The following is a 21376-nucleotide window of genomic DNA, read 5'->3' on the forward strand; positions in this document are numbered from 1 at the left end:
ATGGGCGCATGCGTACCGTGACCGCCGTCGCCCATCGCGGCGCCCCCTACCGCGCCCGCGAGAACACGATCGACTCGCTGCGTTCCGCGCTCCAACTGGGCGCGGACGCGGTCGAGATCGACGTACGGCTGACCCGTGACGGCGTGCCCGTGCTGCTGCACGACGAGACGCTGAAACGACTCTGGGAGCAGGACCGGCCGCTGCGCTCGCTCTCCTCGGACGAGGTGCGCGGGCTCACGGCCGGCGGGGTGCCGACGCTGGTCGAGGCCCTCAAGGAGACCGACGACAGCCGGATCATGGTGGACCTGCCGGGCGCGCCCGACGCCAGGGCCGTCCGCCGGATCGTCGACGTCGTCCGGGAGTGCGGGGCGCAGGAGCGGGTCTACTACTGCGCGGGCGCACCGGCCATGCTGGCGGTGCGCGCCGCCGACCCCGGCGCGGAGATCGCGCTGACCTGGTCGACCCTCGCACCGCCGCGGCCGGCGCTGCTGGAAGCCGTACGGCCGCGCTGGCTCAACTACCGCTTCGGGCTGGTCGACCGGGACCTCACCGCCCGCGTCCACCGTGACGGCTGTCTGCTCTCCGTGTGGACCCCTGACACACGCCGGTCCATGCGCAGGCTGCTCGACCTCGGCGTCGACTCGATCACGACGAACCGCATCGACACGCTGTGCGCCCTGCGCAAGGGCTGACGCGGCGACCGGCAGGGCGAGCCGCCCTCGGCTGAACGCCTGCCGGGGCCGACATCTCGGCGTCAGGGAGTGACCACGTCGAGGTCCGTGGAGGGGCCGCCCATCCAGGTCGTGCCGTCCGCCGCGCCGCTCCGGTCGTCCATGCGGTGACCACCGCCCGAGGCGACGTGGAAGAGCCTGCCGCGCAGCCCGGTCCAGGCCGGCATGACGACGTCACCGGGGCGTTCCCGAACGGGATCTGCCGGCGGGCCCGGAAGTAGCCCTGACCGGTGGGGGTGACCGCCTCGCCGGGGTGGGTCGGACCAGTCGATGAAACCGGTCGCCCGGCGGATCGCGCCGACGGCGCTCACGTAGCGAGGACGGGGGCCGGACCGGGATACGGCGCGAGCGCCTCCAGCCGCTTGATCTTCCTCCGTACGACGTAGAGCGGGATCACCCCGATGACGCCGAAGGACATGTCGATGACCGACCACCAGAAGGGAATTCCGCGGATCGGTCCGCAGATCAGCGCGAGCGGGAGGATGCCGACGCAGGCGATCATGGCGAACTCGACGACCCAGATGTTGCGGACCGGGTCACGGTAGGGCCCGTAGAAGGCGACCGCGATCACGAGATGCGCGAACGCCAGCCAGTCCGTGCCGTACAGCACGAAGGGGTAGTCGGCGTCTGCGGTGTCGAGCCCGCGGCGCACGCGCTCGATCCAGTCCGTCAGTGCGGGCAGGTGCTCGGACACGGGGAGGGACCGCAACAGGTCCTCGGTCCAGCGCAGTTCGTGCACCAAGGGGAAGGCCGTCGCGCCGCTGAGGACCAGACAGACGACAAAGAAGACCAGCCATGCGCGGATGCCCTTCAGGAGGGCGGCTCTGTCGCTCATGGCAGGAGCGTACGCCCAGTCTTGAACATGTTCAAAAACGATTCCCGTACGAGGGTCAGCGCGGTGCGGCGTCGGTGGCCCCGTAGCTCCGGGCCGTCGAGGGCTCGGCGGTCGGCGAGGTCGGTGTCGCCGACGGCGCGCGGGTGGGGACGGCCGAGACGTTCGTCGGGGTGGCGGGGGCGGTCCTCGGGACGGCCGTGCCGGTGGGACTGGTCGGGGTGGCGGGGCCGTTGGTCCGGGACCTTTGCGTGGGGGTGGGCCTGCCGGGCTCCGGCGACGCCGACGGGGAGGGCACGGCCGAAGGGCTGCTCGCGGGTGGCGGGGCGAGCGGGACCGTCGGGGACGCCGGCGCCTCGGATGTCGCCAGGCGGAGCGGCAGCAGCGCGACGAGGGCGGCGACGGCGCACGACAGGCCGACCCCGGCCGCGGTGCGCAGCAGCCTGCGGCGGGCGGCACCGCGGCGGATCGCCTCGTACCGGCCGGCGGGTGGGCCGAGATAGTCGGAGGAGGGCCGCAGGATGACGGCGAGGGGGTCGTCGGGTTCGAAGTCCGGACCCTCGTCAGAGTGTGTGATCAAGGCTTCTCCTCAGGTGGGCGCGGAGCAGTTCGCGGGCCGCGTGGAGATCGGCCTTGATGGTTCCTTCCTTGCGCCCGGTCAGCACGGACACCTCCCGGATCGGCATGTCAGCGTAGTAGTGCAGCAGGATCGGGACGCGCAGTCGTTCAGGCAGCGACTGCACGAGCAGCCGTACGGACGGGTCGGCCTGCTCGGTCGGCGGACGGACGGCTTCTTCGGTGGTGACGCGGCGCACGGCTCTGCGTTCGCGCTCGAGCTTGCGCCAGTGGTCCCGGACGAGGTTGGCCGCGGTGACGTAGAGGAAACCCCGGGGCTCCGTTACGGATGTCCAGCGCGCCCAGAGCCGGGTGAACGCCTCCGAGGCGATCTCGTGGGCCGTCTCGTCGTCGTCGACCAGCCGGCGGCACCAGCCGGCGAGACGCGGGTAGACGGCGGCGAACAGCTCGGACGCTGCCGCCGCCTTCTCGCGGGACCGTTTCAACGCTCTCCATGGTCGTGGGGCACTCGTGAACTCGTGTACTCGTGAATCTCGTGAAACTCGTGGGCGAGCGGGCGAGTGGACTCGTGGACTCGTGGACTCGTAGGGAAGGACCCCGGACCGACGGCGTACGTTCCATCGGCCCGGGATCCAGGCGGGCGGGTCAGGGGTTGGTGCTTGTGCTGGCGCCCGTGTTCGTGCCCTTGTTCGTGCCCGTCGTCGCGGACGTCAGCGCGGCGAAGACGATCACGTTGTCGAGGTAGCCGTCCCCGGTCCGGGGGCCGCCGCACGTGATGAGCCGCAGCTCGGGACGGTCCACGTTCCCGTAGACCTCGTCCGCCGGGAAGTCCGCCTTGGCAACGGTCCGTACGGTGGTGACGGCGAAGGTCGCCCGCGTGCCGTTCTCCAGGCGTGCCGTGATCCGGTCGCCCGGGTGCAACCGCGCGAGGTGCCGGAAGACCCCGTCCCCATAGGTGCCGACCGTGACATGGCCGAGGATGACCGACGGGCCGGTCTGACCCGGCGTCGGCGAGTGCCCGTACCAGCCCGCACGGTCGTGCGCCGTGATCGGGGGCACCTGCACGCTGCCGTCCGAGGCCAGCCCCAGCCGTATGACCGGGGTGTCGACCCCGATGGCCGGGATCTGCAACCGGACCGGGACCGAACGCCGCAGGGCCGCCGTGGCGGAGGACCGCGAGGGCGGTGGCGTACTCCCGGACCGTGCGGTCGCGTCCCGCCCGGACTGCCCGGACTGCCCGGATTGCCCGGACTGCCCCGACTCGCCTGCCGGTCCGTCCTGGTGGCCGCCGCAGCCCACGAGCAGGGCCGCCATCGCCGCGGTGGCGAAGGCACGCCTGGAGAGCAGGGTCATGCCCCGGTCGCCCGCCGGCGACGTACGAGATAGACGGCCGCGCCGCCCACGGCGACAGCCGCGGCAGCACCGCCGCCGATCAGCCCGCCCTCCCCTCCGGACTTCGCCGACGCCGACGCCCGACCGGTGTCGGGCGCTCCCTTCGGTACGACGGCGACCTGGCTCGGGGCCGGCGCGCGGGTCGGCGTGGCACTCGAGACCGGGGTGCTGGACGGTGCGGCGGTGGGCGTACGGCCCGTGGAGGGGGCCGTGGTCGGGACCGCGCTCGGGGCCGGTGCGGCCGTGGAGGTGGGGCGGCTCGTGGGGGTGGGGGTCGCCCCGTCGGCGAACGCGGGCACCGTGCCCGCCAGTACGGCGGTGCACGCGAGTGCCATGGCGCTGAGGACAGTTCGACGCATGAATCGCTCTCTTTCGTCGGTCGCCCGCCCGGTGCGGCGGCGGGCTGAGTTACGGATCGAGCGGAGAGACGAGGCAGCGCCGGGGCGAGTTGTAAAGGGATGGCAAAGCCGTCGGAATGGCTGACGGGCACCGGGGCGGGTCCTCGAAGGCACGGTGGGGCCGGCCGCTGCTCGCGGTGCGGGAGTTGAGGCACGTGGACGCGCTACGGCTCGCGCCCGGACGGGCCTCACCTGGCCGGCGCCATGCCCCGGGCACGGCATGGAATCACCCCCGCCCGAGCCTGTGCTTCTCGCCACATTTCGCACCCAATGGGCCCTGTCGTGGCGGCGGTCACCTCGCGGGGCGGGCGTTTTATATACCTTCGCAGTTCCGTCCCGCCCCCCACGAACTGCCGAGGCCCGTCACCATGCCGCACCGACCGTCCCCCCTGCCGCACCCGCAGAGTGCGGGAAGACGCAGGCCGCACGGCGGACACGCCGCCGTCCGCGCCGGCGTTCTCGCGGCCGCTCTGGCGACGCTCTTCGCGGCCGGCTCGCTCGCACCCGCGGCCGCGAATCCGGCGTCGGCGTCGATGGGACCCGGCACCGCCACGGCCGACGCCCTCGCGGTCGCGCGGCCCCAGGGGAAGGCCCGGGTGACGGCCGCGGTGGTCGACCTGGACGGCACGGGCCGGGAGCCCGCGGTCCACGGCGACGACACCCCCTACGACACCGCGAGCATCGTCAAGGTCGACATCCTCGCCACGGCGCTGCTCCAGGCGCAGGACAGCGGACACGACCTGACCACACAGGAGCGCGCCCAGGCGGAGGCGATGATCAGGCGCAGCGACAACACGGCGGCGAACGCGCTGTGGCGGCGCATCGGTCTGGCGCCTGGCCTGGAAGCTGCGAACAAGCGGCTGGGACTGACGTCGACCAAGGGCGGCCCCGGCGTCAAGTGGGGGCTGACGCGGACGACGGCGAGCGACCAGATACGGCTGCTGCGCGCGGTGTTCGACACCCGCCCCGCCTCACCCGCGGGGTCCACGGCGCTCAACGCCGCGTCGCGCAGCTACCTCCGTACGCTGATGACGCGCGTCGTCGGCGAACAGGCGTGGGGCGTCTCCGCGGCCGGCGGCTCCGGGTGGGCGTTGAAGAACGGCTGGCTGCAGCGCAACACGACCGGGCTGTGGGACGTCAACAGCGTCGGCCGGATCACGGCGGGCGGACACCACTATCTCGTCGCCGTCCTCTCGGACGGCAACACGTCGATGAAGGACGGCGTCGCGCTGGTGGAACGTGAGGCCCGGGCGGCTGTCACCTCGGCGACCGCCCACTGACGACGGCCCACCCGTTGAGCGGTGTGGCTCGTCCGGCGTGCTGACGTGGCATCAGGGGGCTCCGGCCGCGCGAGGGTGACGGTCACCGGAGCCGGTGCCCTCGTGGGCCAGGTGCTCAGCGCGGCCGGTGACTGAGGAGGTCGCCCGGCTGACACTCCAATACCTCGCACAGACGGGTCAGGGTGGTGAACCGTACGGCCCTCGCCCGGCCGTTCTTGAGGATCGACAAATTCACGTGGGTGACTCCGACCCGGTCGGCGAGCTCCGCCAAGGTCATCCCCCGCTCCTCGAGCAGTTGGTCGAGATGGACCTCGATCGCGTGCTCCTGCTTCTCCTCGGACATCAGACCGTTCCGTCGAGGTCTTCGCGCATGGTGACGCCGACGCGCATGACCCGGGCGAAGGAGAGGACGCCGAGGCCGGTGAGGATCGCCATGTAGGGAATGTCCCACGACCACAGCCCGGAGACGGCACTGACGCCGCTGCCGCGGCTCAGGGAGTCGATGAGAGCCTTCTCGGCCATGGACACCGCGATCGCGGCGAGCACGCTGCCGGCCAGCAGCCACCAGCCCAGACTGCGCAGTCGCTCCGCGGTCCGCGCGGTGTAGAGGCCGTCGCGGTCCGCACGTCGGATCAGCTGGAGGACGAGCAGGAGGGCCCCGACGGTAAAGACGAAGGGGGCGAGCTGGGTGACGGTGTTGAGCAGGCTCTGGACCGTACTGGGCGCCTCCGTGCAGTAGTTCGGTCGGGCGTCCAGGCCGACCGTGGCTCCCGGCGCGGGCTTGAAGCCCAAGGTCGACTCCGCGCCGACGCCGGCCGTCGTGGTCGTATCCGTGACACACACGTTCTCGTCGCCGATACCGAGGACGGACACGCCGTCCGCGAACGGCAGGGCGACCAGGCCGGCGATCATCAGCCCCCCGATCAGCGTCACGATGGCCGTGACCGCCGTCGACATCGGCTCCAGTGGATTGCGTACCCTCGCCATGACAGCCCCCGTATCGATTATCGATGTTATCGAAAAACGATACAGAGCCCGGCGGGCGCTCGGCAACCCCCGAGATCAGGCGTGATCATTTCCCTTCTTGACACATCCGGCCAGGCGGCAACGACGGCGTTGGGCGCGGCGGCGTCGATCATTTCGGAACGGTCGGATTCACCGCCTTCGCTCCGCCGGCGGTCCGTGACCAAGGCCGCCCCTCGGGCTGGTGCGCGGGGTGCACTCAGCCCGTCGCGACGGCCGTACTCCTGCCGGTGATGAGGGCTCGGGCCGCGGTGGTGGCGAGACGGGGGAGGTCCCCGGGGCTGCGGCGGTATCGGCCGAAGGCTCCCTGGAGCTGGAGGGTGGCGTAGCCGTGGGCGAGCGAGAGGTGGGCTTCGAGGAGTTCGATCACCCCGAGGACGGTGTCGGCGGTGGAGGCCGCGGTGGCCAGCGGGAGCAGGACGTCGACGAAGTGGCGGCCCGCTTCGTGGAGTTCGCGGTAGCGGGGGTCCTGGAAGCCGTCGGCGTAGATGAGTTCGAGGCCGACGCGGTGCTGGGCGACGTAGAGCGCGTAGGCGCCCGCGGTGGCGGCGAGTTGTTCCACGGGGTCGTCCCCGGCCGCCCTCGCGGACTCGGCCAGCCGGTCGGCGAGCTCGTGCGCGACGGTGGCGGCACAGGCGGCGAGCAAGGCCTCACGGTCACGGAAGTGGCGATAGGGGGCGCCGGAGGAAACACCCGCGCGGGCGGCGACCTTGGCCACCGAGAAACCGAGCGCACCCGTCTCCGCCAGGACGGCCAGACCGTCGCGGATCAGTTGGGCGCGCAGGTCGCCGTGGTGGTAGCCACGCCGGGCGGTGTTGTCACTCACGTCGCCCATTGTTCCCCACCCGAATGTAAGAGTACTCTCACGCGTGAGAGTACTCTTACATTCGGGTGGGGACGCTGGTCCACTCCCGGTGGCCACGCCCGCCCAGGAGCGGGAAACCGCGCCGAAACGGCGCCGGCCGCCACGACCGCAGCGCGGCCTGCCCGTTCCAGGCGGGCGACCGGATCACCGAGAGAAGGCGCATGAGCGTGCAGAAGCGACACCTGGGCCGGCAGGGCCTGACCGTCTCCGCCCTCGGCTACGGCGCGATGGGCATCTCCCTTGCCTACGGCCCCTCCGACGAACAGGAGGGCATCGCGACCATCCGTCGGGCCCAGGAGCTGGGCGTCACGTTCTTCGACACCGCCGAGCTGTACGGGCAGGGCGAGAACGAGCGCATCGTCGGCAAGGCGCTGGCGCCAGTGCGCGACGAGGTCGTCGTCGCCACCAAGTTCGGCTTCGACTTCACCGGCACCCGAGAGGGCAACGTCGACAGCCGCCCCGAGCACATCCGCGAGGTCACCGACAACAGCCTGCGCCACCTGGGCAGCGACCACATCGACGTCCTCTACCAGCACCGCGTCGACCCGAACGTGCCGATCGAGGAGGTCGCGGGCGCCGTCGGCGAACTCGTCGACGCGGGCAAGGTCCGCTACTTCGGCCTGAGCGAGGCAGGCGAGCGGACCATCCGTGCCGCCCACGCCGTCCATCCGGTCTCCGTCCTGCAGACCGAGTACTCCCTGTTCGAGCGGGACGTCGAGATGCTGCTTCCCGTCCTGCGGGAACTCGGCATCGGTTTCGTGCCCTACTCCCCGCTCGGCCGGGGCTTCCTGACCGGACAGGCCAAGCCCGGCGCCGACTACCCCGATGGCGACATGCGCCAGTGGGACGCCCGCTATCAGCCCGGCAACTACGAGAAGAACCAGGAAGCCACCCGCCTGCTCGGCGAGTTGGCGGCCGCCAAGGGAATCAGCGTGGCCCAGCTCGCCCTGGCCTGGCTCCTGACCCAGGGCGAGGACATCGTTCCCATCCCCGGCACGCGCAACCTGGAGCGGCTCGAGGAGAACGTCGGCGCCGCCGACGTCGGCCTCACCGATGCCGACCTCGCCCGCATCAAGGAGATCCTGCCCACCGGAGGCTACGGCGCCCGCTACCCCGAAGCCATGATGCCGACCTGGAACTGAGCCCTTCCACGTGATCGCTGAGGCCGGCTGTCGCTGAGGCCGGCCATTGCACGCGGCGTACAGTTGCTCCATGGCCCGGCCTCGACAGTTCGACGAAGAAGAGGTTGTGCAGGCTGCCCGCGACCAGTTCTGGTCCGAGGGCTACAACAGCACCTCCATCGACGACCTGAGCGCCGTGACAGGCCTGGGCCGAGGGAGCCTGTACGGAGCCTTCGGGGACAAGCACGCGCTGTTCCTGCGGGCTCTCGACAGCTACAACAGCGACGCGCTGGGAGCTTGGCGCACAGCTCTGGGAGGCCCCGGCCCGGCCATGCCCAAGCTGGAGCGCCATGTACGTAACGTCGCCGAAGGCATCACCTGGGACGTGGAACGGCGCGGCTGCATGATGGCCAAGAGCGCGGCGGAACTGGCGTCCGTCGACGAGGGTGTTGCCCAGCGAACCGCCGCGGTCGTCCGCGGGCTGCACAGCGCGCTACGGGGCTGCATCGCACGGGCCCAGGCCGAAGGCTCACTGGACGCCGACGCGGACGCGGACAGCCTCGCCTCCCTCCTGCTCGCCGTGCTCCGGGGGCTTGAGGCCCTGGGCAAGGCGGGAGCCGCTCCGGAGGTCGTCAACGGGGCTGCGGAGCAGGCCTTGGCGCTTCTTCCCCGCGTCTCGACGGACGAGCGTGTGCCGGACACCACGTTCTCGACCGGGGCCTGATCGTCGCTTCGGCGCCACCGGGCCGCGGACGCCGGCGCGGTCAACTTCTCCCCGCCGGCGCTGTGCCTGCCAGGCCGCGACCACCCTCGGCGGCCTCTGTCCGCCTTACCGGCAACGGCCGCAGTAGCCACGACGGCCGCAACAGCCGCCGGCCTGACGCCGCACGACGTGTGTGGCGTCAAGGCATACAGCGCCTGGCCCTTGCCGGCTTTTTTGCAGGCTTACCCCAGGACTTCCCGCGGGTAGCTGCGGCTACCAGGGGTGGACGAGGACGGTGCCGACCTTGCCGGGACGTACCGCGTGCTCCACGGCGTTCGCCAGTTGGTCGAGGGCGTACGCGGCGGCCACGTCGAACTGGTCCTTGAGCGCCAGCGCGATCAGCTTCGCGGCCGCGACGTCGGATGCCCGCCGCTCGGCGGAGGCCTCCGACATCCACCGGCCGATGTTCTTGCCCCGCAGCGTCAGCGACTTGTGCAGCAGCGTCGACGCAGGTACCGAGATCGCCTCCTCGGCCATCTGCCCGTAGACGACCAGCTTCCCGCCCGGCGCCAACAGGTCCAGAAGACTCTCCGCCGGCTTCCCGCCGATCGGGTCGAAGGCCACACTTACCGGACGGCCGCCTGCCGCCTCGCGGACCTCGTCGGCCCAGCCCGGATGCTCCGTCGACACGACCGGCACGTCCGGGAACCGCTTGCGCAGCTCCTCGGCACCGCGTGCGCTGCGGACCACGTTGACGAGCGGCAGGTTGTGGATCTGCGACGCGCCCGTCACCAGCCGCCCGACCGACGAGCCCGCGGCGGTCTGCACCAGAAGACCGTCGTAACCGAAGGCCGGGTGCTCCTCCGCCTCACGGCGCAGCATCACCGTGGTGAGGGGGTTCACCAGCATCTGCGCGGCGACCTCGTCCGACAGCTCGTCCGGTACGGCCACCACCACCTCGGCATCCGCCACGATCCACTGCGACCACGCCCCCGGCTGGGGAAAGACCGCTACTCGGCCGCCGACCTCGACGCCCGGCGCCACGCGCGTTCCCGGGCCGATCGCCTCCACCACGCCGGTGGCCTCCACGCCGGCCGGAACCGGCTTCGCGGCCTCCCCCGGGTAGGCCTCGATGGCCTGGAGATCACCAGGGTGCACCGGGAAGGCCGTGGTGCGGACGAGGACCTGGCCGCCCCCGGGAGCTGCCGGCTCCGGCTCCTCGATGACGGTCACGACGTCGGCGGGCGACCCGCCACGGGTGTAGACGACACGACGGTTCATGACGCTCCTCGTGCACGCGGGTGTGTGTGGGGCTCGGCCGGGGCGTCAGCCGACGTCCTGCAGCAGCAGGTGCTTCGCGCTGAGCGCACCGTCGAGCTGCATCAGCCGACCGCCCTCACGCAGACCGCCGAGGTCCAGGGCGGCGAACCCGAATTCGTCCAGCAAGCCGGCCACGGCCGCCTTCGCGTCGAAGTCGTCGCCCGCGTAGAAGGCCACCAGCCGTCCTTCGGCATGCCGGGGGTCCGCGGCGATGAACGGCCCGAACAGGGTGTTGAGAGCCTTCACGACCCGGGCGCCGGGAAGGTGACGGGCGACCCACTCGCTGCCGGTGAGGTCACCGACGTCGTACCGGCCGCGCCAGGGGTTGGCCGCCGCGAACTGATTCGTCGTATCGACAACGATCTTCCCGTCCCAGGTGGTGAGGTCACTCAGTTCCGGCACGGCGAAGAACGGCACACAGAGAAAGACGAGCTCCGGCTTCGCTGCCTCCTCGGCCGTCACCGCGCGGGCCTTCGGCCCCAGCCTGTCGACGAGGGCTTCGAGAGTCCCGGGGCCCCGGCTGTTGCCGATGAGTACCTCATGGCCGTGGCGGATGGCCTGGTCGGCGACCGCCTGTCCCACCTCTCCCGCGCCGACTACGCCGATAACGCCGTGTGTGTTCATGATGTTCTTCCTTGATCGTGTGCAGAGAGTCCGCGGGCTGCCCGGCATCGGCTCAAGTGATCCACCGCCCGCACCGACGCCGTCGCTGCAGGCAGCGGACTTCGGCGTTCCCGTTCCGGGTGACGGATTTTTGTACTGGATGGTAAACAACCCGGCCCGGGGGTGGTGGATCGGCGGGATGCGTACCTGCCCGTGTACCCCGCCCCAAGCCGCACCGCAGGCAAGGCGCCGCCATGACGCGGCTACCCGCGGTGCGGGTTGAAGTCCAGGAGGACCTTGCCGTTCTTCCGCAGGTACGCGAGGGCCTCGGCGAAGTCCTTGGCCTGGTAGACGCGGGCGGAGGGCAACGTGAGCCTTCCCCCGGCGACCAGTCGCGCCGACTCCGCGCCCAGGGCCGGATGACGGGGCAGGTACTCGTCCTGGTACATCCAGAACTCCGTCGGGGTGATGTTCTTCGCCTTCAGCACGTTCTGGTCGGGGGTGAAGGGCTCGCCGCTCATATAGCCGTAGATCACCAGCAGGGCGCCTTCGGTCAGCACGTCCAGCAGCAGCGAGGTGGCCCCTCCGCTGACGCCGTCCAGCCCCAGCAGCACCGGATCGTCGCCGATGATCGCTCGCACGCGTGCGGCCACGTCGAGCGCGTCGATCAGCACGATGTCGGCGCCCAGTTCCTCGAGCTCGGTGACGAGCTCCTCGCGGCGGACGATGTTGATCGTGCGCAGCCCGCGCTCCTTGGCGAAGGCGATGACGGACCGGCCGACCCCGCTGTTCGCCGCGTTCTGCAGCACCCATGAGCCGGCCGGAAGGTCACGCGACTCCACCAGCAGCCCCGCGGTGACGGGGTTGATGCTGAGCATCGCCGCCTGGTCGAGGCTGATGGACTTGTCCACGACGGTCAGCTTCGCGGCCTCCGCCAGAACCTGTTCGGACCAGGCGAAGGTGCCGAAGGGAAGCAGGACCGTGTCGCCCGAGCGGACGTGGGTGACGTCCGCTCCGACGGCCAGGACCGTGCCGGCTCCCTCATTGCCGATGACGCTCGGCAGTTCGGGGCGTACCGGATAGACGCCCTTCGCCAACAACAGGTCATGGTGGTCGAGTGGGGCGTACTCGACCTGGATCAGGGCCTGCCCGGCGGCAGGAGCCGGAGGCTCGGGAACATCGACCACCTTCAGGCTCTGCTCAGGCTCCCCGAACTGGGTGAGGTGAATTGCGAGCATGAAACTCGACTCCTCGCAGTGAGCGCGGACGAAGAACAGGGTGAGCAGCCGCCTCGGCCTCCGCTCCCGGGGCCCTTACTGCCATGGCCGACGCGAGCGGGAGTCTTCGGTATTCCCGCCCAAGGGGATGCGGCATTCATCAGCTTCTGTACCTGATCAGGTTCTGTACCTACTAGTAAATAACCCGAACCTGGGTGCCGCAACCGGCCAGGGTGCGCACCCCGAGCGGGGCGCGCCCAACCGGGCGCGGGCCATCTCGTTCACGCGGTCGGGTAGAGGAGTTCCAAGGGGCCGGAGAGGGCGGCGCGCACCCGGCGGGCGGTCTCGTCAACGAGCACCTCCGGCTCATCGCGGCTGATCGCGTCCATGGTCTGTGCCGCCACGTCCGCGGCATCCACCTTCGGAGCGTCGACCCCGACGGTGGCATCGGTGTCCACATAGCCCACATGCACACCGACGACCAGCGTCCCCTGCTCACGCAGCCTCACGCGCAGCGCGTTGGTGAGTGACCATTGGGCAGCCTTCGATGCCGCGTAACCGGGGAACCGGTTGTTCGCCCGCCATGAGGCCACCGACAGCATGTTCACCAGGGCTCCGCCACCGTTGGCGGCAAGGACGGGCGCGAAAGCCCGCGACACCGCCCAGGTGCCCAGATAGTTCACCTCCAGCTCCTGCCGCGCACCCTCCAAAGAGCCCTCCAGCAGGCCAGGACCGGCCTGGATGCCGGCGTTGTTGATCACGATGGTCGCGTCGTACGCCGTCATCGCCGCGGCCGCGATCTGGTCCGGGTCGGTGACGTCCAGGCGCAGCGGTTCCAGTCCGGGCTCTTTGAAGTCCTCGGGCCTGCGGACGCCCGCGTAGACCTTGGCGGCGCCCCGGGCCAGCAGAGCGCGCGTGAACGCCCGGCCGATTCCCCGGTTCGCGCCTGTCACCAGCGCAACTGACCCTGCTATCTCCATCGGACACCTCGTTCCACGGTTTCCCCTGTCCGGGCGTGTGCGGCCCGAACCAAGGCATGCGGTCCGAACCAAGGCATGCGGTCCGAACCAAGACGTGCGGTCCGAACCAAGGCGTACGGTCCGAACCAAGACGTGGGGTCCGGACTTAGGCGTCGCTGCCGAGGCACGGCCCTGCTACTCATGCTGGCGCCTGTGGCGCGGTACCACATCACGTGGGGCGCGTGGTGGCGTGGAGCACACGACTACGCGACTGCTTCCGGACTCCGCGGATGCCCGCCTGCCGGTCTCGCACCCGCGGCACCCTACGTGCCGGTTCGCCAGGACTACGTGCGTCGCGTGATGCCGGCTGCCGCCAAGGACGGTCATGATCGCAGTTCCGCGACCCTGTGGAGCCAAGACGGCAGGCATTCGCCGAAGCGAGGATTTCTCATGCCCATGATCGACGTGTACGCCGCCCGGGGAGTCATCGAGAACCGCAAGGGACTGGCACAGGAGCTCACCCAAGCCGTCATGCGCTGGGAAAAAGTGCCCGCCATCCCGTTCTTCACCGACAATACGGCCGCCTTCGTCCACGAACTGGAGACGGATTCCTTATCCACCGCCGGTGGCGGAACCGACCACGTCCGCGTGACGGTGACCACCAACGCCGATGCCCTGAACCGGGAGCAGCAACTCGGCCTGGTCAAGGAGATCTCCGAGCTGGTGGCCAAGGCGTCCGGCGATCCCTCGCTCGCCGGACGCACCTGGGTCGCCTTGACCGAGGCGGTCCCTGGGGGCTGAGGCGGTCCCTGGGGGCTGGGGCATCGGCGGTCACGCCTACGCCAACGACGAGATCGTCCGGCACGTGCGCGCGCTCCTCGGCAAGGACTGACATCCTCGGAACTGACATCAGCAGGACACAGAGCCCGGCTCCGCCGCGGGACTCAACCGGGTATCACCCGACCTCGCCGAGGGCTCCGAGGATGACCTGGGCCACTTCGTCCGGGTGGGAGAGCGCGATCGCGTGGGAGCCGCCGTCGATCTCGGTCACGGTCGCCCCGATTCTCTTGGCCGCGGCACGCTCGGCATCCGGGTTGATGGCATGGTCCGCGCCGGCGACGACGAACCAGCTCGGGAGCTTCTTCCAGCCCGGCTCGACCGCCAGGGGCTCGCCGAACGCCACGTCGGCGGCGGGCCGTTGGCTGACCGCGAGCACGGCGGCCTCGTCGTCGGGCAGGTCCGCGCAGAACACCGAGTGGAAGTGCTCGGGCTGGATGTAGAACTCCGTACCGGTCTCCTCGCCGCGCGGGAACGTGCGTGGCAGGAGAGCGGTGTCCAACTCGGCGGGAGGGAAGTTCTCGTTCGATCCCAGGGCGGACACGCCCTGGTCGACGCCGAAGGAGGCCACGAAGACCAGGCCCTCGACGTTCTCGGCCTTGGCCGACGCGTAGGTGATCACCGGGCCGCCGTAGGAGTGGCCGACCAGCAGCACAGATCCCTCGATGTGGCTCACGAGGTTCGCGATGTACTCTCCGTCGGCAGTGAGCCCCCGTAGCGGGTTGGCTGCCGCGACCGCCGTCACGCCCGCCGCACTCAGACGGCGTACGACGCGTGACCAGCTCGAAGCGTCCGCGAACGCACCGTGCACGAGCACCACGGTGGCGGACGACGCGGGTGATGTCATGGTCCTCTTCCTCTCGGTTCTCCCGGCGGCCGCGGCCGTGCGGCGGTTCCCCGGGCGGGTGTAGGCGTGTAGGCGGTCCCCGTTCGCTGCCGGGTGGAGGCCGCCCTCAAGACCACACTCCGACGAAGGGCACGCCGGGGCATCCCGTGCGATCCGTAGTCGGCAGCCGATTCCACTACGCGGGGTCCCGGTCGCGTGACGCGTGACGCCTCAGCCCCGCGGCATCTGCCGCTGACCGGCGGCACGCCCGCTATGCCGAGGTGAGGCGATGGTGAGGCGATCTCGCTGGTCCGACAGCTCACGCCGGGAGTGGACGTCGAGCTTCCGGAACACCTTCCGCAGGTGGTAGTCCACCGTGTGCACGCTGAGATAGAGCTGGGCCGCGATCTCCGCGTTCGTGGCCCCGCCGGCTGCCAGACGGGCGACACGGGCCTCCTGGGGAGTCAGGTCGCCGCCGCCGCTCCGGGCTCGCGCGCCGGGCTGAGCCGGGTCACCGGCCGCCGACAGCTCCTGTGCCGTTCTGGCGGCGTAGCCCTGAGCGCCCATGGCGCCGAAGAGCTCGTAGGCCACCCTCAGCTCGTCACGGGCCTCCTTGGTTCTGCGCTCCCGACGAAGCCACCGCAGCACGGCGACCGCGCTCATCCCCCGCCGGGCGGCGTCGAGGGCTGCCGTCAGCCGATCGCATTCCTCGTCCCGCCCGAACGGCTCATCCACGGGTCAACCCCAAGGCGCTCAAGAGGGGCCGGCTTGCGCTGCTCCCTGGCACGCGTGAGTCCGATCACCGGATCAAGGTTCCATACTGGCCAGCGCCGGAGCCCTTGGCCAGTTGCCCGGAAGGCAGGCAGAGGACCGCGACCCCAAGGTCGAGGCCCTGTGCCCATCAGGCGCCGAAGACCTGGAACTCCGAGACCTGCCCGGCCGGCCAGCCGTTGTTGGCGGTGAAGGTGAGTCGTACGTAGCGGGTGGTGACGGTGGAGGGGAGCGTGAGGGTCGCGGTGTTGCCGGTCGCCGGGTCGAAGGTGTAGCCCGCTGAGGACAGAAGCTGGGCGAAGGTGCCGCCGTCCGTGCTGCCCTGGACGGAGATGGTCTGGGTACGGGTCGCCCAGGCCGTGGCCGGGGGAAGGCGGAGGACGATCCGTTTGACGCCGGTCGTGGTGCCCAGATCGACCTGGACCCACTGCGGGAAGGCGTTGTTGGCGGACTCCCAGTAGGTGTTGGTGTCGCCGTCGGTCGTGTTGCCCGAGGCGTATGTCTGGGTGTGGCTGCTCTCCGAGGTGGGGCGGTGGAGGGCGAGGTCGGTGGTGCTGGAAGGGGGGTCGGTGGTGACGGTGACCTGGTTGGAGGGCCCCGACACGTTTCCCGCCGCGTCGAAGGCGACGACGTCGAAGGTGTACGCGGTGGACGCGCCGAGTCCGGTGACGGTGAAGGAGGCGGCGCCGGTGGTGCCCACCTGTGTGCTGGTCGAGCCGGACACCCGCAGGACGCGGTAGCCGGTCACACCGACGTTGTCGGTCGATGTGCTCCAGGACAGCGAGACGGAGTTGCTGGTGTGCCCGGTGACGGTCAGGGCGCCCGGCGCGGTGGGCGGTGTGGTGTCACCGCCGGTGGGGACGGTCGGCTGGGTGGGACGGGTAGCGGTCAGCGCGATCTGGCCCTTGAGCATGCGGCCACCGTCGCCGGTCAGGCGCAGATAATAGTCGGAGGAGCAGGCGGTGCCGTCTTCGTCGAGGGCGAGGAATCCGGAGTTGGTGGGCACCCATGCCTGGGTCTCCGCGGTCTTGGCGATCTGGTTGCCCTCGTTGTACTCGTCGAACATCGAGATGTAGATGCCCTGCACCCCGGCCCGCACCATGTTGTAGAACTGCCGCCACATGAAGTCGCCGTGCGCGCGCTGCCGGGCGGAAACGTCGCCGGGCAGGACGCAGGGCTGGTAGTCGATGCCGTTGGCGTTGCAGTCGGCCTGGTCGCCGAGGGTGTAGGTGTTGTAGGCGTTGTCGGCGTCTGTCACATTCCCGATGGCGCCGACCATCCACGGCGAGATCATGTTGAAGGCGTGGTAGACGCCCAGGTAGCCGGCCCGTGAGCCCCCGGTGCCCGTCCGCCATTCGCGCGGGACGCCTCCGATGACGTAACAGCCCTGACCCTTGAACCAGTTGATGACGTCGAGGCAGGCGTCGGCGGTGAAGGGGTGGTTGCTGTCGTTGAAGCCGAAGCCCCAGATGCAGACGACCGGCTTGCCGTTCTGCTTCGCGTAGGCCGAGGAGGCGGTGTGCGCGGACATCTTGTTCGTCCAGTCCGTCTTGATCTCGGACTGCATGTTCGTCCAGCCGGTCACGTCGTACATGACGTAGAACTTCCGCCCGTACGACTCGGCGGCGCTGCGCACCTTGGTCGCCATGGCGTCACGGGTGGGGCCCTCGCCGCCGGTGGGGTTGAAGCGTTGCAGGCCGGCCGTGTCGATGCTGTTCTGCTGCATCCACAGGAAGTGGGTGTTCACCGTCTGCTGGTCGTAGGAGGAGAACAGCTTGGCGGGCCGGCCGTTGCCCAGGGCGGCGTACGACGTCTGGTACGTGTTGGTGTAGTCACGCACGTCGGGCCAGCAGTTGATGGCGGTGTTGGACGGGGACGGCGACTGGCCCCAGTTCTGGCTCCAGTGCCACCAGCCGTTGATGGGCGCGCCGTCGCCGGTGCAGGCGAACCAGCCCTGGTAGCCGACGCTGATCTTGCCGACCACGTCGCCCGGCAGGCTGGCCGCTGACGCGGGTGCGGCGAGTACGGTCTCGGCGACTCCCACCGTTCCCACCGCGGTGGCCGCGATCGCGGCCTGCAGGAAGACCCTGCGTGTGACACCCATCTGGACTCCTCCGGTCGGCTGTCGACTTCCGTCGACCACGGGCGTGCGGACTGGGGTGACCGGCGCCGACCGTGACCCTGTGGGGGGCCGAGCCCGTCGGATCGGATGGGTGCCGCCGGGCACGAGCGCGCCCGGCGGCACCCACGGGTCGGATCAGGTGTTCCAGACCTGGAACTCGGAGATCTGGCCGGCCGGCCAGCCGGTGTTCGCCGTGAGGTTCACCCGGAAGTAGCGCTGGGTGGTCGCCGCGAACGTGATGGTGACCGTGTTGTTGGTGGCGGGGTCGAAGGTGTACGTGGCCGACGACTTGATGGTGGTGAAGGCGGCGCCGTCGGTGCTGCCCGACAGGGACAGCGTCTGGTTACGGGCGCCCCAGCCGGCCGGGAGCTGGAGGACGACTCGGCCGGCGCTCTGCGCGGAACCGAGATCCACCTGCACCCACTGCGGGAAGGCGTTGTTGGCGCTCTCCCAGTAGCTGCCCTGGTTGCCGTCCGTCACGTTCGACGACGCGTACACGTCGGTATGGCTGGACTCGGTGGTGGGTTTCCCGGCCGCCAGGTTCTGGTTTGCCGCGCCGGCCCCGGTGCCGGTCAGCGCGACAGCGGTCGTGCCGTTCGACGCGTTGCTGGCGATGCTGAGGTCGCCGGTGCGGGTGCCGGACGCGGTGGGCCTGAACGTGACGTCCACCGTGCAGGAGGCGCCCGCCGCGATCGACGTCCCGCAGGTGTTCGACTGCGAGAAGTCGCCGGTGACGGTGATGCCGGAGACGGTCGCGGCCGCGGTACCGGTGTTGGTCACCGTCACCGTCCGCGCGCTGCTGGCGGTGTTGAGTGCCTGGCTGGGGAACGACAGCGACGTCGGGTTGGCCGACAGGGTCGCCGGCGAGGAGCCGCCGCCGCTGGGGAACACCTGGAGGGCCGACAACTGGGCGGCGTTCCAGCCCGTGTTGGCGGTGATGTTCACCCGCACGTATCTCGCGGTGGCGGCGTTGAACGTGATCGTCGCCGTGTTGTTGTTGGCGTTCGGGTCGAAGGTGTACCCGGCCGAGGCCTTGATCGTCGAGAAGCTGGATCCGTCCGTGGATCCCTGCACCGACAGGGTCTGTGTGCGAGCCGACCATGCCGTCGCCGGCGGGAGCTTGAGCACGACCTTGCCGACGCTGAAGTTCTGGCCGAGGTCGACCTGGGCCCATTGCGGGAACGAGCCGTTCGCGCTCTCCCAGTACGTCGACGCGTCCGGGTCGGTGAGGTTCGAGGGGACGTACGGACTGCTGCTCGAACTCGCCGTCGCGGGCCGTCCGGCGGCGATGTCGGTACTGCTGTCGATGCCGCTGCCGGACAGGGAGACGGTGGTCGGGCTGTTGTTGGCGTTGCTGGTGACGGTCAGGTTGCCGGTGCGCGATCCGCCCGCGGTGGGCTTGAACCCGACGCTCACCGTGCAGGACGCGCCGACCGCGAGGGTGGAGCAGTTGTTGGTCTGGCTGAAGTCGCCGGTCGCCGCGACGCCCGAGATGTTCGCCGATGCGGTGCCCGAGTTGGTCACCTTCACCGTCTGCGCGGTGGCCGACGACCCGACCACCGTGCCGTCGAAGGAGAGGCTCGCCGGGTCGGTGTTCAGCACCGGGCCCGGCGCGGTGCCGGTTCCGGAGAGGCTGACCGTGTTGGTGACCCCGCCCGCGTTGACGGTGAGAGTGCCGTTACGGCTGCCGGTCGCGGTCGGCGCGAACTTCACACTGACGGTGCACGAGCCGTTCGCCGCGATCGACGAGCCGCACGTGTTGGTCTGGGAGTAGTCGCCGCTGGTGGAGATCGACGAGACGGACGCGGCGGAGTTGGTCGGGTTGGAGACCGTCACTGTCTGAGCGGCGCTCGTCGAACCGGTCGCGACCGAACCGAAGTTGAGCGCTCCGGGGGTGGCCGTCACGCCCTCCGACGGGTAGGGCGGGTAGACCGGAGCCGGCCAGCCCCCGCAGTACGGCGTGCCGCTGATGCCGGAGTTGCCGCCGCCGTCGGTGACGACGAAGTTGCCGCCCGAGCAGTTGTACACCGGGGACGAGTAACCGACGCCGGTCGCCGTGACGTTGGTGAACTTGGCGGCGCCGCCGGTCTGTTCCTGCAGGGCGAAGGTTCCGGTGCCGGCGATGGTCACGTTGTTGAGGTTGACCCCGCTGATGGTCCCCTCGACCCACTGGACGGCTTCGTACGGACTCTGCTGGATCAGCGCGTTGGTCACGTTGATGGGGCCGGTGATCGCGCCCTGGCTGCCGTCGAACCACAACGCACCCACCCCGAACTGCCAGTTCGGGTCGAGACTGCCGGCCCGGATCATGGTGTTGTCGGAGATCGTGGTGAGGCCGACCGGCGTCGACGTGAAGCGTTGCCCCACGTGGATGCCGCCGCCCTGGGCGAGGCCGGTGTCCACCACGCGGTTGCCGCTGACGGTGTTGTCGTGGCCGCCGTAGATCGCGATGGCGTTGGCGAGGATCTGCAGTGACACGGTGTTGTTGGAGATCGTGTCGTTGGCGTCGGCACCGATGCCGGAGTCCGCCCAGGTCGCGATGCCGTCGTCGCCGGTGTTGCGGATGTCGCTGTTGGTCACCTTCGAGTTGGTGACGGCTCCGTGGAAGTTGATGCCGTCCGCGGTCGTGTCACGGATGCGCATGCCGGTGAACGTCAGCCCGTCCATCGGCCCGTCCATCCAGGCGCCGACCTTCATGTGGTCGATCCACAGGTTGGAGACGGTCGAGTTGCTCATCGCGCCGCCGATGCCGTTGACCTGGGCGCTGTCGTTGCGTTCCTGCACATTGCCGAAGATCGCGAAGTTCTGCAGGCGCACACTGGTGCTCGCGTTGGGCGCGGAGTTGCCGTAGAAGCCGGGTGCCGTGCCGGTGACGGTCGAGTACCACATGCCGGCGCCGGCGATCGTGACGTTGTTGACGCTGATATGGCCGGGGATGTTGTAGGTGCCCGGCGGGATCCACACGGTGCCGCCGGGTCCGGCCGAGCTGATCGCGGCGTTGAACGCGCTGGTCGCGTCGGCCACACCGGTCGAGTCGGCGCCCTTGCTGGTCACCGACACCGCCCCCGAGGGTGCGGTCAGCGCGGCGCCGACCTGCTCGAAGTCGGCGAAGTCGATCGTGTACGAGGAGGCGGTGTCTCCCGAATCGACCTGCAGCTTGAAGGTCGTTCCCGCCGGATAGGTGGTGGAGAACAGGCGGTGGGCCTCGTCGTAGAAGTGGTGCGGGTTGCTGCCCGGCGTGTTGGTGAAGGGGTAGCTGCCGTAGTACCAGCTGTAGGCGTTGGTCAGGGTGAAGTCGGGCTGCTTGACGCCGTTGATGTACAGAGACAGCGAGGCGGTGTAGACCGAGCCGTTCGAGGTGTCGGGGATGCTGTACCGGAAGTTGATCGAGTTGGTCGCCACCGGCGTGGTGAACGTGACGTACTTGCCGGTGCCCTGCAGCGTCGTCGCCTTGCGGTACGACGCCTCGTCGGCCAGCTGGCCCTGGGTGTAACTCGGGCCTATGGGTGCGCCGTTGGTGTCGGACTTCTCCGCCTGCACCTCGACGTACGGCAGGCTCGCGCCGCTGCCGCCGGTGGCGGTGGACGCCGCCCAGGCGGGTTGGACGGCCAGCGCGACGACGCCGACGGCGGCCAGCATCGCGGTGCTGACGGCCCAGACGAGGGCGCGTCTCAGATCTCGGATGGAATGGAACACGTACCACTCCTTTCATCACGAAATGCCGGAACTGTGCCGCTGACGCCGCCAGGATGGGAGGGACGGGCTCTAAGGGGGAGGGGGGAGACAGGGGGCGGTAACGA

At 70.1% G+C, this 21376-nt stretch carries 22 protein-coding genes; 5 read left to right on the top strand and 17 right to left on the bottom strand.

Annotated features, from left to right (window positions below; genetic code table 11):
* The first annotated feature begins 8 nt into the window (after positions 1-8).
* Positions 9-692: a glycerophosphodiester phosphodiesterase gene (locus tag ACFVXA_RS20535; RefSeq protein WP_362029256.1), complete on the top strand. Its 684-nt coding sequence runs from the start codon at positions 9-11 to the stop codon at positions 690-692.
* A 62-nt stretch (positions 693-754) separates the two neighbouring features.
* Here ACFVXA_RS20535 and ACFVXA_RS20540 read toward each other — a convergent pair whose 3' ends face one another.
* From ACFVXA_RS20540 to ACFVXA_RS20565, 6 genes are all read right to left on the bottom strand, one after another.
* Entirely contained in the window at positions 755-898 is a 144-nt protein-coding gene (locus ACFVXA_RS20540; RefSeq protein WP_383740077.1) for a hypothetical protein, read from the bottom strand.
* Positions 899-1038: 140 nt separating this feature from the next.
* A complete protein-coding gene (locus tag ACFVXA_RS20545; protein WP_384398916.1) occupies positions 1039-1566 on the bottom strand; it encodes a hypothetical protein in 528 nt (175 codons plus the stop codon).
* 55 nt (positions 1567-1621) lie between these two features.
* Entirely contained in the window at positions 1622-2143 is a 522-nt protein-coding gene (locus tag ACFVXA_RS20550; RefSeq protein ID WP_383740083.1) for a hypothetical protein, read from the bottom strand.
* Positions 2127-2624: an RNA polymerase sigma factor gene (locus ACFVXA_RS20555; protein WP_362029266.1), complete on the bottom strand. Its 498-nt coding sequence runs from the start codon at positions 2622-2624 to the stop codon at positions 2127-2129. The genes ACFVXA_RS20550 and ACFVXA_RS20555 overlap by 17 nt, the downstream gene beginning before the upstream one ends.
* A gap of 160 nt (positions 2625-2784) precedes the next feature.
* The gene (locus ACFVXA_RS20560; protein WP_390025914.1) at positions 2785-3492 is read right to left on the bottom strand and encodes a class F sortase; all 708 of its coding nucleotides are present in this window, start codon (positions 3490-3492) and stop codon (positions 2785-2787) included.
* Complete coding sequence (locus ACFVXA_RS20565) at positions 3489-3890, bottom strand: sortase-dependent protein (protein WP_362029272.1); 402 nt, start codon at positions 3888-3890, stop codon at positions 3489-3491. The genes ACFVXA_RS20560 and ACFVXA_RS20565 overlap by 4 nt, the downstream gene beginning before the upstream one ends.
* A 407-nt stretch (positions 3891-4297) precedes the next feature.
* Between ACFVXA_RS20565 and ACFVXA_RS20570 the strand changes: the two genes are divergently transcribed.
* On the top strand, positions 4298-5209 hold the full coding sequence (locus ACFVXA_RS20570; RefSeq protein ID WP_390025916.1) for a serine hydrolase: 912 nt from the start codon (positions 4298-4300) through the stop codon (positions 5207-5209).
* 115 nt (positions 5210-5324) lie between these two features.
* Here the strand turns inward: ACFVXA_RS20570 and ACFVXA_RS20575 are convergent, their stop codons facing one another.
* From ACFVXA_RS20575 to ACFVXA_RS20585, 3 genes are all read right to left on the bottom strand, one after another.
* Positions 5325-5552 (bottom strand): helix-turn-helix domain-containing protein, encoded by a 228-nt coding sequence (locus ACFVXA_RS20575; RefSeq protein WP_390025918.1) that lies wholly within the window; start codon positions 5550-5552, stop codon positions 5325-5327.
* Complete coding sequence (locus ACFVXA_RS20580; protein WP_362029279.1) at positions 5552-6196, bottom strand: DUF2975 domain-containing protein; 645 nt, start codon at positions 6194-6196, stop codon at positions 5552-5554. Before ACFVXA_RS20580 ends, ACFVXA_RS20575 begins: the two co-directional genes overlap by 1 nt.
* 235 nt (positions 6197-6431) lie before the next feature.
* Positions 6432-7058, bottom strand: coding sequence for a TetR/AcrR family transcriptional regulator (locus ACFVXA_RS20585; RefSeq protein WP_383740095.1), 627 nt, complete (start codon positions 7056-7058; stop codon positions 6432-6434).
* Positions 7059-7258: 200 nt separating this feature from the next.
* Between ACFVXA_RS20585 and ACFVXA_RS20590 the strand changes: the two genes are divergently transcribed.
* Together ACFVXA_RS20590 and ACFVXA_RS20595 are read left to right on the top strand one after the other, a co-directional pair.
* Complete coding sequence (locus ACFVXA_RS20590) at positions 7259-8239, top strand: aldo/keto reductase (RefSeq protein ID WP_390025920.1); 981 nt, start codon at positions 7259-7261, stop codon at positions 8237-8239.
* Positions 8240-8309: 70 nt separating this feature from the next.
* Complete coding sequence (locus ACFVXA_RS20595; protein WP_383906431.1) at positions 8310-8942, top strand: TetR/AcrR family transcriptional regulator; 633 nt, start codon at positions 8310-8312, stop codon at positions 8940-8942.
* Between the two features lie 252 nt (positions 8943-9194).
* On the opposite strand, the gene ACFVXA_RS20600 is transcribed toward ACFVXA_RS20595, so the two are convergent.
* The 4 genes from ACFVXA_RS20600 to ACFVXA_RS20615 all read right to left on the bottom strand — a co-directional run bounded on the left by ACFVXA_RS20600 (position 9195) and on the right by ACFVXA_RS20615 (position 13041).
* Entirely contained in the window at positions 9195-10202 is a 1008-nt protein-coding gene (locus ACFVXA_RS20600) for a zinc-binding dehydrogenase (protein ID WP_390025923.1), read from the bottom strand.
* A gap of 45 nt (positions 10203-10247) precedes the next feature.
* The gene (locus ACFVXA_RS20605; protein ID WP_390025925.1) at positions 10248-10865 is read right to left on the bottom strand and encodes an NADPH-dependent F420 reductase; all 618 of its coding nucleotides are present in this window, start codon (positions 10863-10865) and stop codon (positions 10248-10250) included.
* A gap of 242 nt (positions 10866-11107) precedes the next feature.
* A complete protein-coding gene (locus tag ACFVXA_RS20610) occupies positions 11108-12082 on the bottom strand; it encodes a zinc-dependent alcohol dehydrogenase family protein (RefSeq protein WP_390025926.1) in 975 nt (324 codons plus the stop codon).
* 260 nt (positions 12083-12342) lie between these two features.
* Positions 12343-13041, bottom strand: coding sequence for an SDR family oxidoreductase (locus ACFVXA_RS20615; RefSeq protein WP_362029299.1), 699 nt, complete (start codon positions 13039-13041; stop codon positions 12343-12345).
* Positions 13042-13470: 429 nt separating this feature from the next.
* On the opposite strand from ACFVXA_RS20615, the gene ACFVXA_RS20620 reads away from it, so the two are divergent.
* Entirely contained in the window at positions 13471-13821 is a 351-nt protein-coding gene (locus ACFVXA_RS20620) for a hypothetical protein (protein ID WP_390025928.1), read from the top strand.
* Between the two features lie 154 nt (positions 13822-13975).
* Here the strand turns inward: ACFVXA_RS20620 and ACFVXA_RS20625 are convergent, their stop codons facing one another.
* From ACFVXA_RS20625 to ACFVXA_RS20640, 4 genes are all read right to left on the bottom strand, one after another.
* Complete coding sequence (locus ACFVXA_RS20625; protein WP_390025930.1) at positions 13976-14704, bottom strand: alpha/beta fold hydrolase; 729 nt, start codon at positions 14702-14704, stop codon at positions 13976-13978.
* A gap of 210 nt (positions 14705-14914) precedes the next feature.
* Complete coding sequence (locus ACFVXA_RS20630; RefSeq protein WP_390025932.1) at positions 14915-15418, bottom strand: LuxR C-terminal-related transcriptional regulator; 504 nt, start codon at positions 15416-15418, stop codon at positions 14915-14917.
* Between the two features lie 166 nt (positions 15419-15584).
* Positions 15585-17558, bottom strand: coding sequence for a discoidin domain-containing protein (locus ACFVXA_RS20635; protein WP_390025934.1), 1974 nt, complete (start codon positions 17556-17558; stop codon positions 15585-15587).
* A gap of 153 nt (positions 17559-17711) precedes the next feature.
* Positions 17712-21272: a choice-of-anchor D domain-containing protein gene (locus tag ACFVXA_RS20640; RefSeq protein ID WP_390025936.1), complete on the bottom strand. Its 3561-nt coding sequence runs from the start codon at positions 21270-21272 to the stop codon at positions 17712-17714.
* Positions 21273-21376: the final 104 nt, after the last annotated feature.

Origin of the sequence: Streptomyces sp. NPDC058246, assembly GCF_042881985.1 — a bacterium.
Taxonomy (GTDB): domain Bacteria; phylum Actinomycetota; class Actinomycetes; order Streptomycetales; family Streptomycetaceae; genus Streptomyces.

Bases quoted from the DNA above. Each gene is read 5' to 3' on its own strand.
- ACFVXA_RS20535 (WP_362029256.1), top strand. From the start codon at position 9: ATGCGTACCGTGACCGCCGTCGCCCATCGCGGCGCCCCCTACCGCGCC.
- ACFVXA_RS20540 (WP_383740077.1), bottom strand. From the start codon at position 898: ATGCCGGCCTGGACCGGGCTGCGCGGCAGGCTCTTCCACGTCGCCTCG.
- ACFVXA_RS20545 (WP_384398916.1), bottom strand. From the start codon at position 1,566: ATGAGCGACAGAGCCGCCCTCCTGAAGGGCATCCGCGCATGGCTGGTC.
- ACFVXA_RS20560 (WP_390025914.1), bottom strand. From the start codon at position 3,492: ATGACCCTGCTCTCCAGGCGTGCCTTCGCCACCGCGGCGATGGCGGCC.
- ACFVXA_RS20565 (WP_362029272.1), bottom strand. From the start codon at position 3,890: ATGCGTCGAACTGTCCTCAGCGCCATGGCACTCGCGTGCACCGCCGTA.
- ACFVXA_RS20570 (WP_390025916.1), top strand. From the start codon at position 4,298: ATGCCGCACCGACCGTCCCCCCTGCCGCACCCGCAGAGTGCGGGAAGA.
- ACFVXA_RS20575 (WP_390025918.1), bottom strand. From the start codon at position 5,552: ATGTCCGAGGAGAAGCAGGAGCACGCGATCGAGGTCCATCTCGACCAA.
- ACFVXA_RS20580 (WP_362029279.1), bottom strand. From the start codon at position 6,196: ATGGCGAGGGTACGCAATCCACTGGAGCCGATGTCGACGGCGGTCACG.
- ACFVXA_RS20590 (WP_390025920.1), top strand. From the start codon at position 7,259: ATGAGCGTGCAGAAGCGACACCTGGGCCGGCAGGGCCTGACCGTCTCC.
- ACFVXA_RS20595 (WP_383906431.1), top strand. From the start codon at position 8,310: ATGGCCCGGCCTCGACAGTTCGACGAAGAAGAGGTTGTGCAGGCTGCC.
- ACFVXA_RS20600 (WP_390025923.1), bottom strand. From the start codon at position 10,202: ATGAACCGTCGTGTCGTCTACACCCGTGGCGGGTCGCCCGCCGACGTC.
- ACFVXA_RS20605 (WP_390025925.1), bottom strand. From the start codon at position 10,865: ATGAACACACACGGCGTTATCGGCGTAGTCGGCGCGGGAGAGGTGGGA.
- ACFVXA_RS20610 (WP_390025926.1), bottom strand. From the start codon at position 12,082: ATGCTCGCAATTCACCTCACCCAGTTCGGGGAGCCTGAGCAGAGCCTG.
- ACFVXA_RS20615 (WP_362029299.1), bottom strand. From the start codon at position 13,041: ATGGAGATAGCAGGGTCAGTTGCGCTGGTGACAGGCGCGAACCGGGGA.
- ACFVXA_RS20620 (WP_390025928.1), top strand. From the start codon at position 13,471: ATGCCCATGATCGACGTGTACGCCGCCCGGGGAGTCATCGAGAACCGC.
- ACFVXA_RS20625 (WP_390025930.1), bottom strand. From the start codon at position 14,704: ATGACATCACCCGCGTCGTCCGCCACCGTGGTGCTCGTGCACGGTGCG.
- ACFVXA_RS20635 (WP_390025934.1), bottom strand. From the start codon at position 17,558: ATGGGTGTCACACGCAGGGTCTTCCTGCAGGCCGCGATCGCGGCCACC.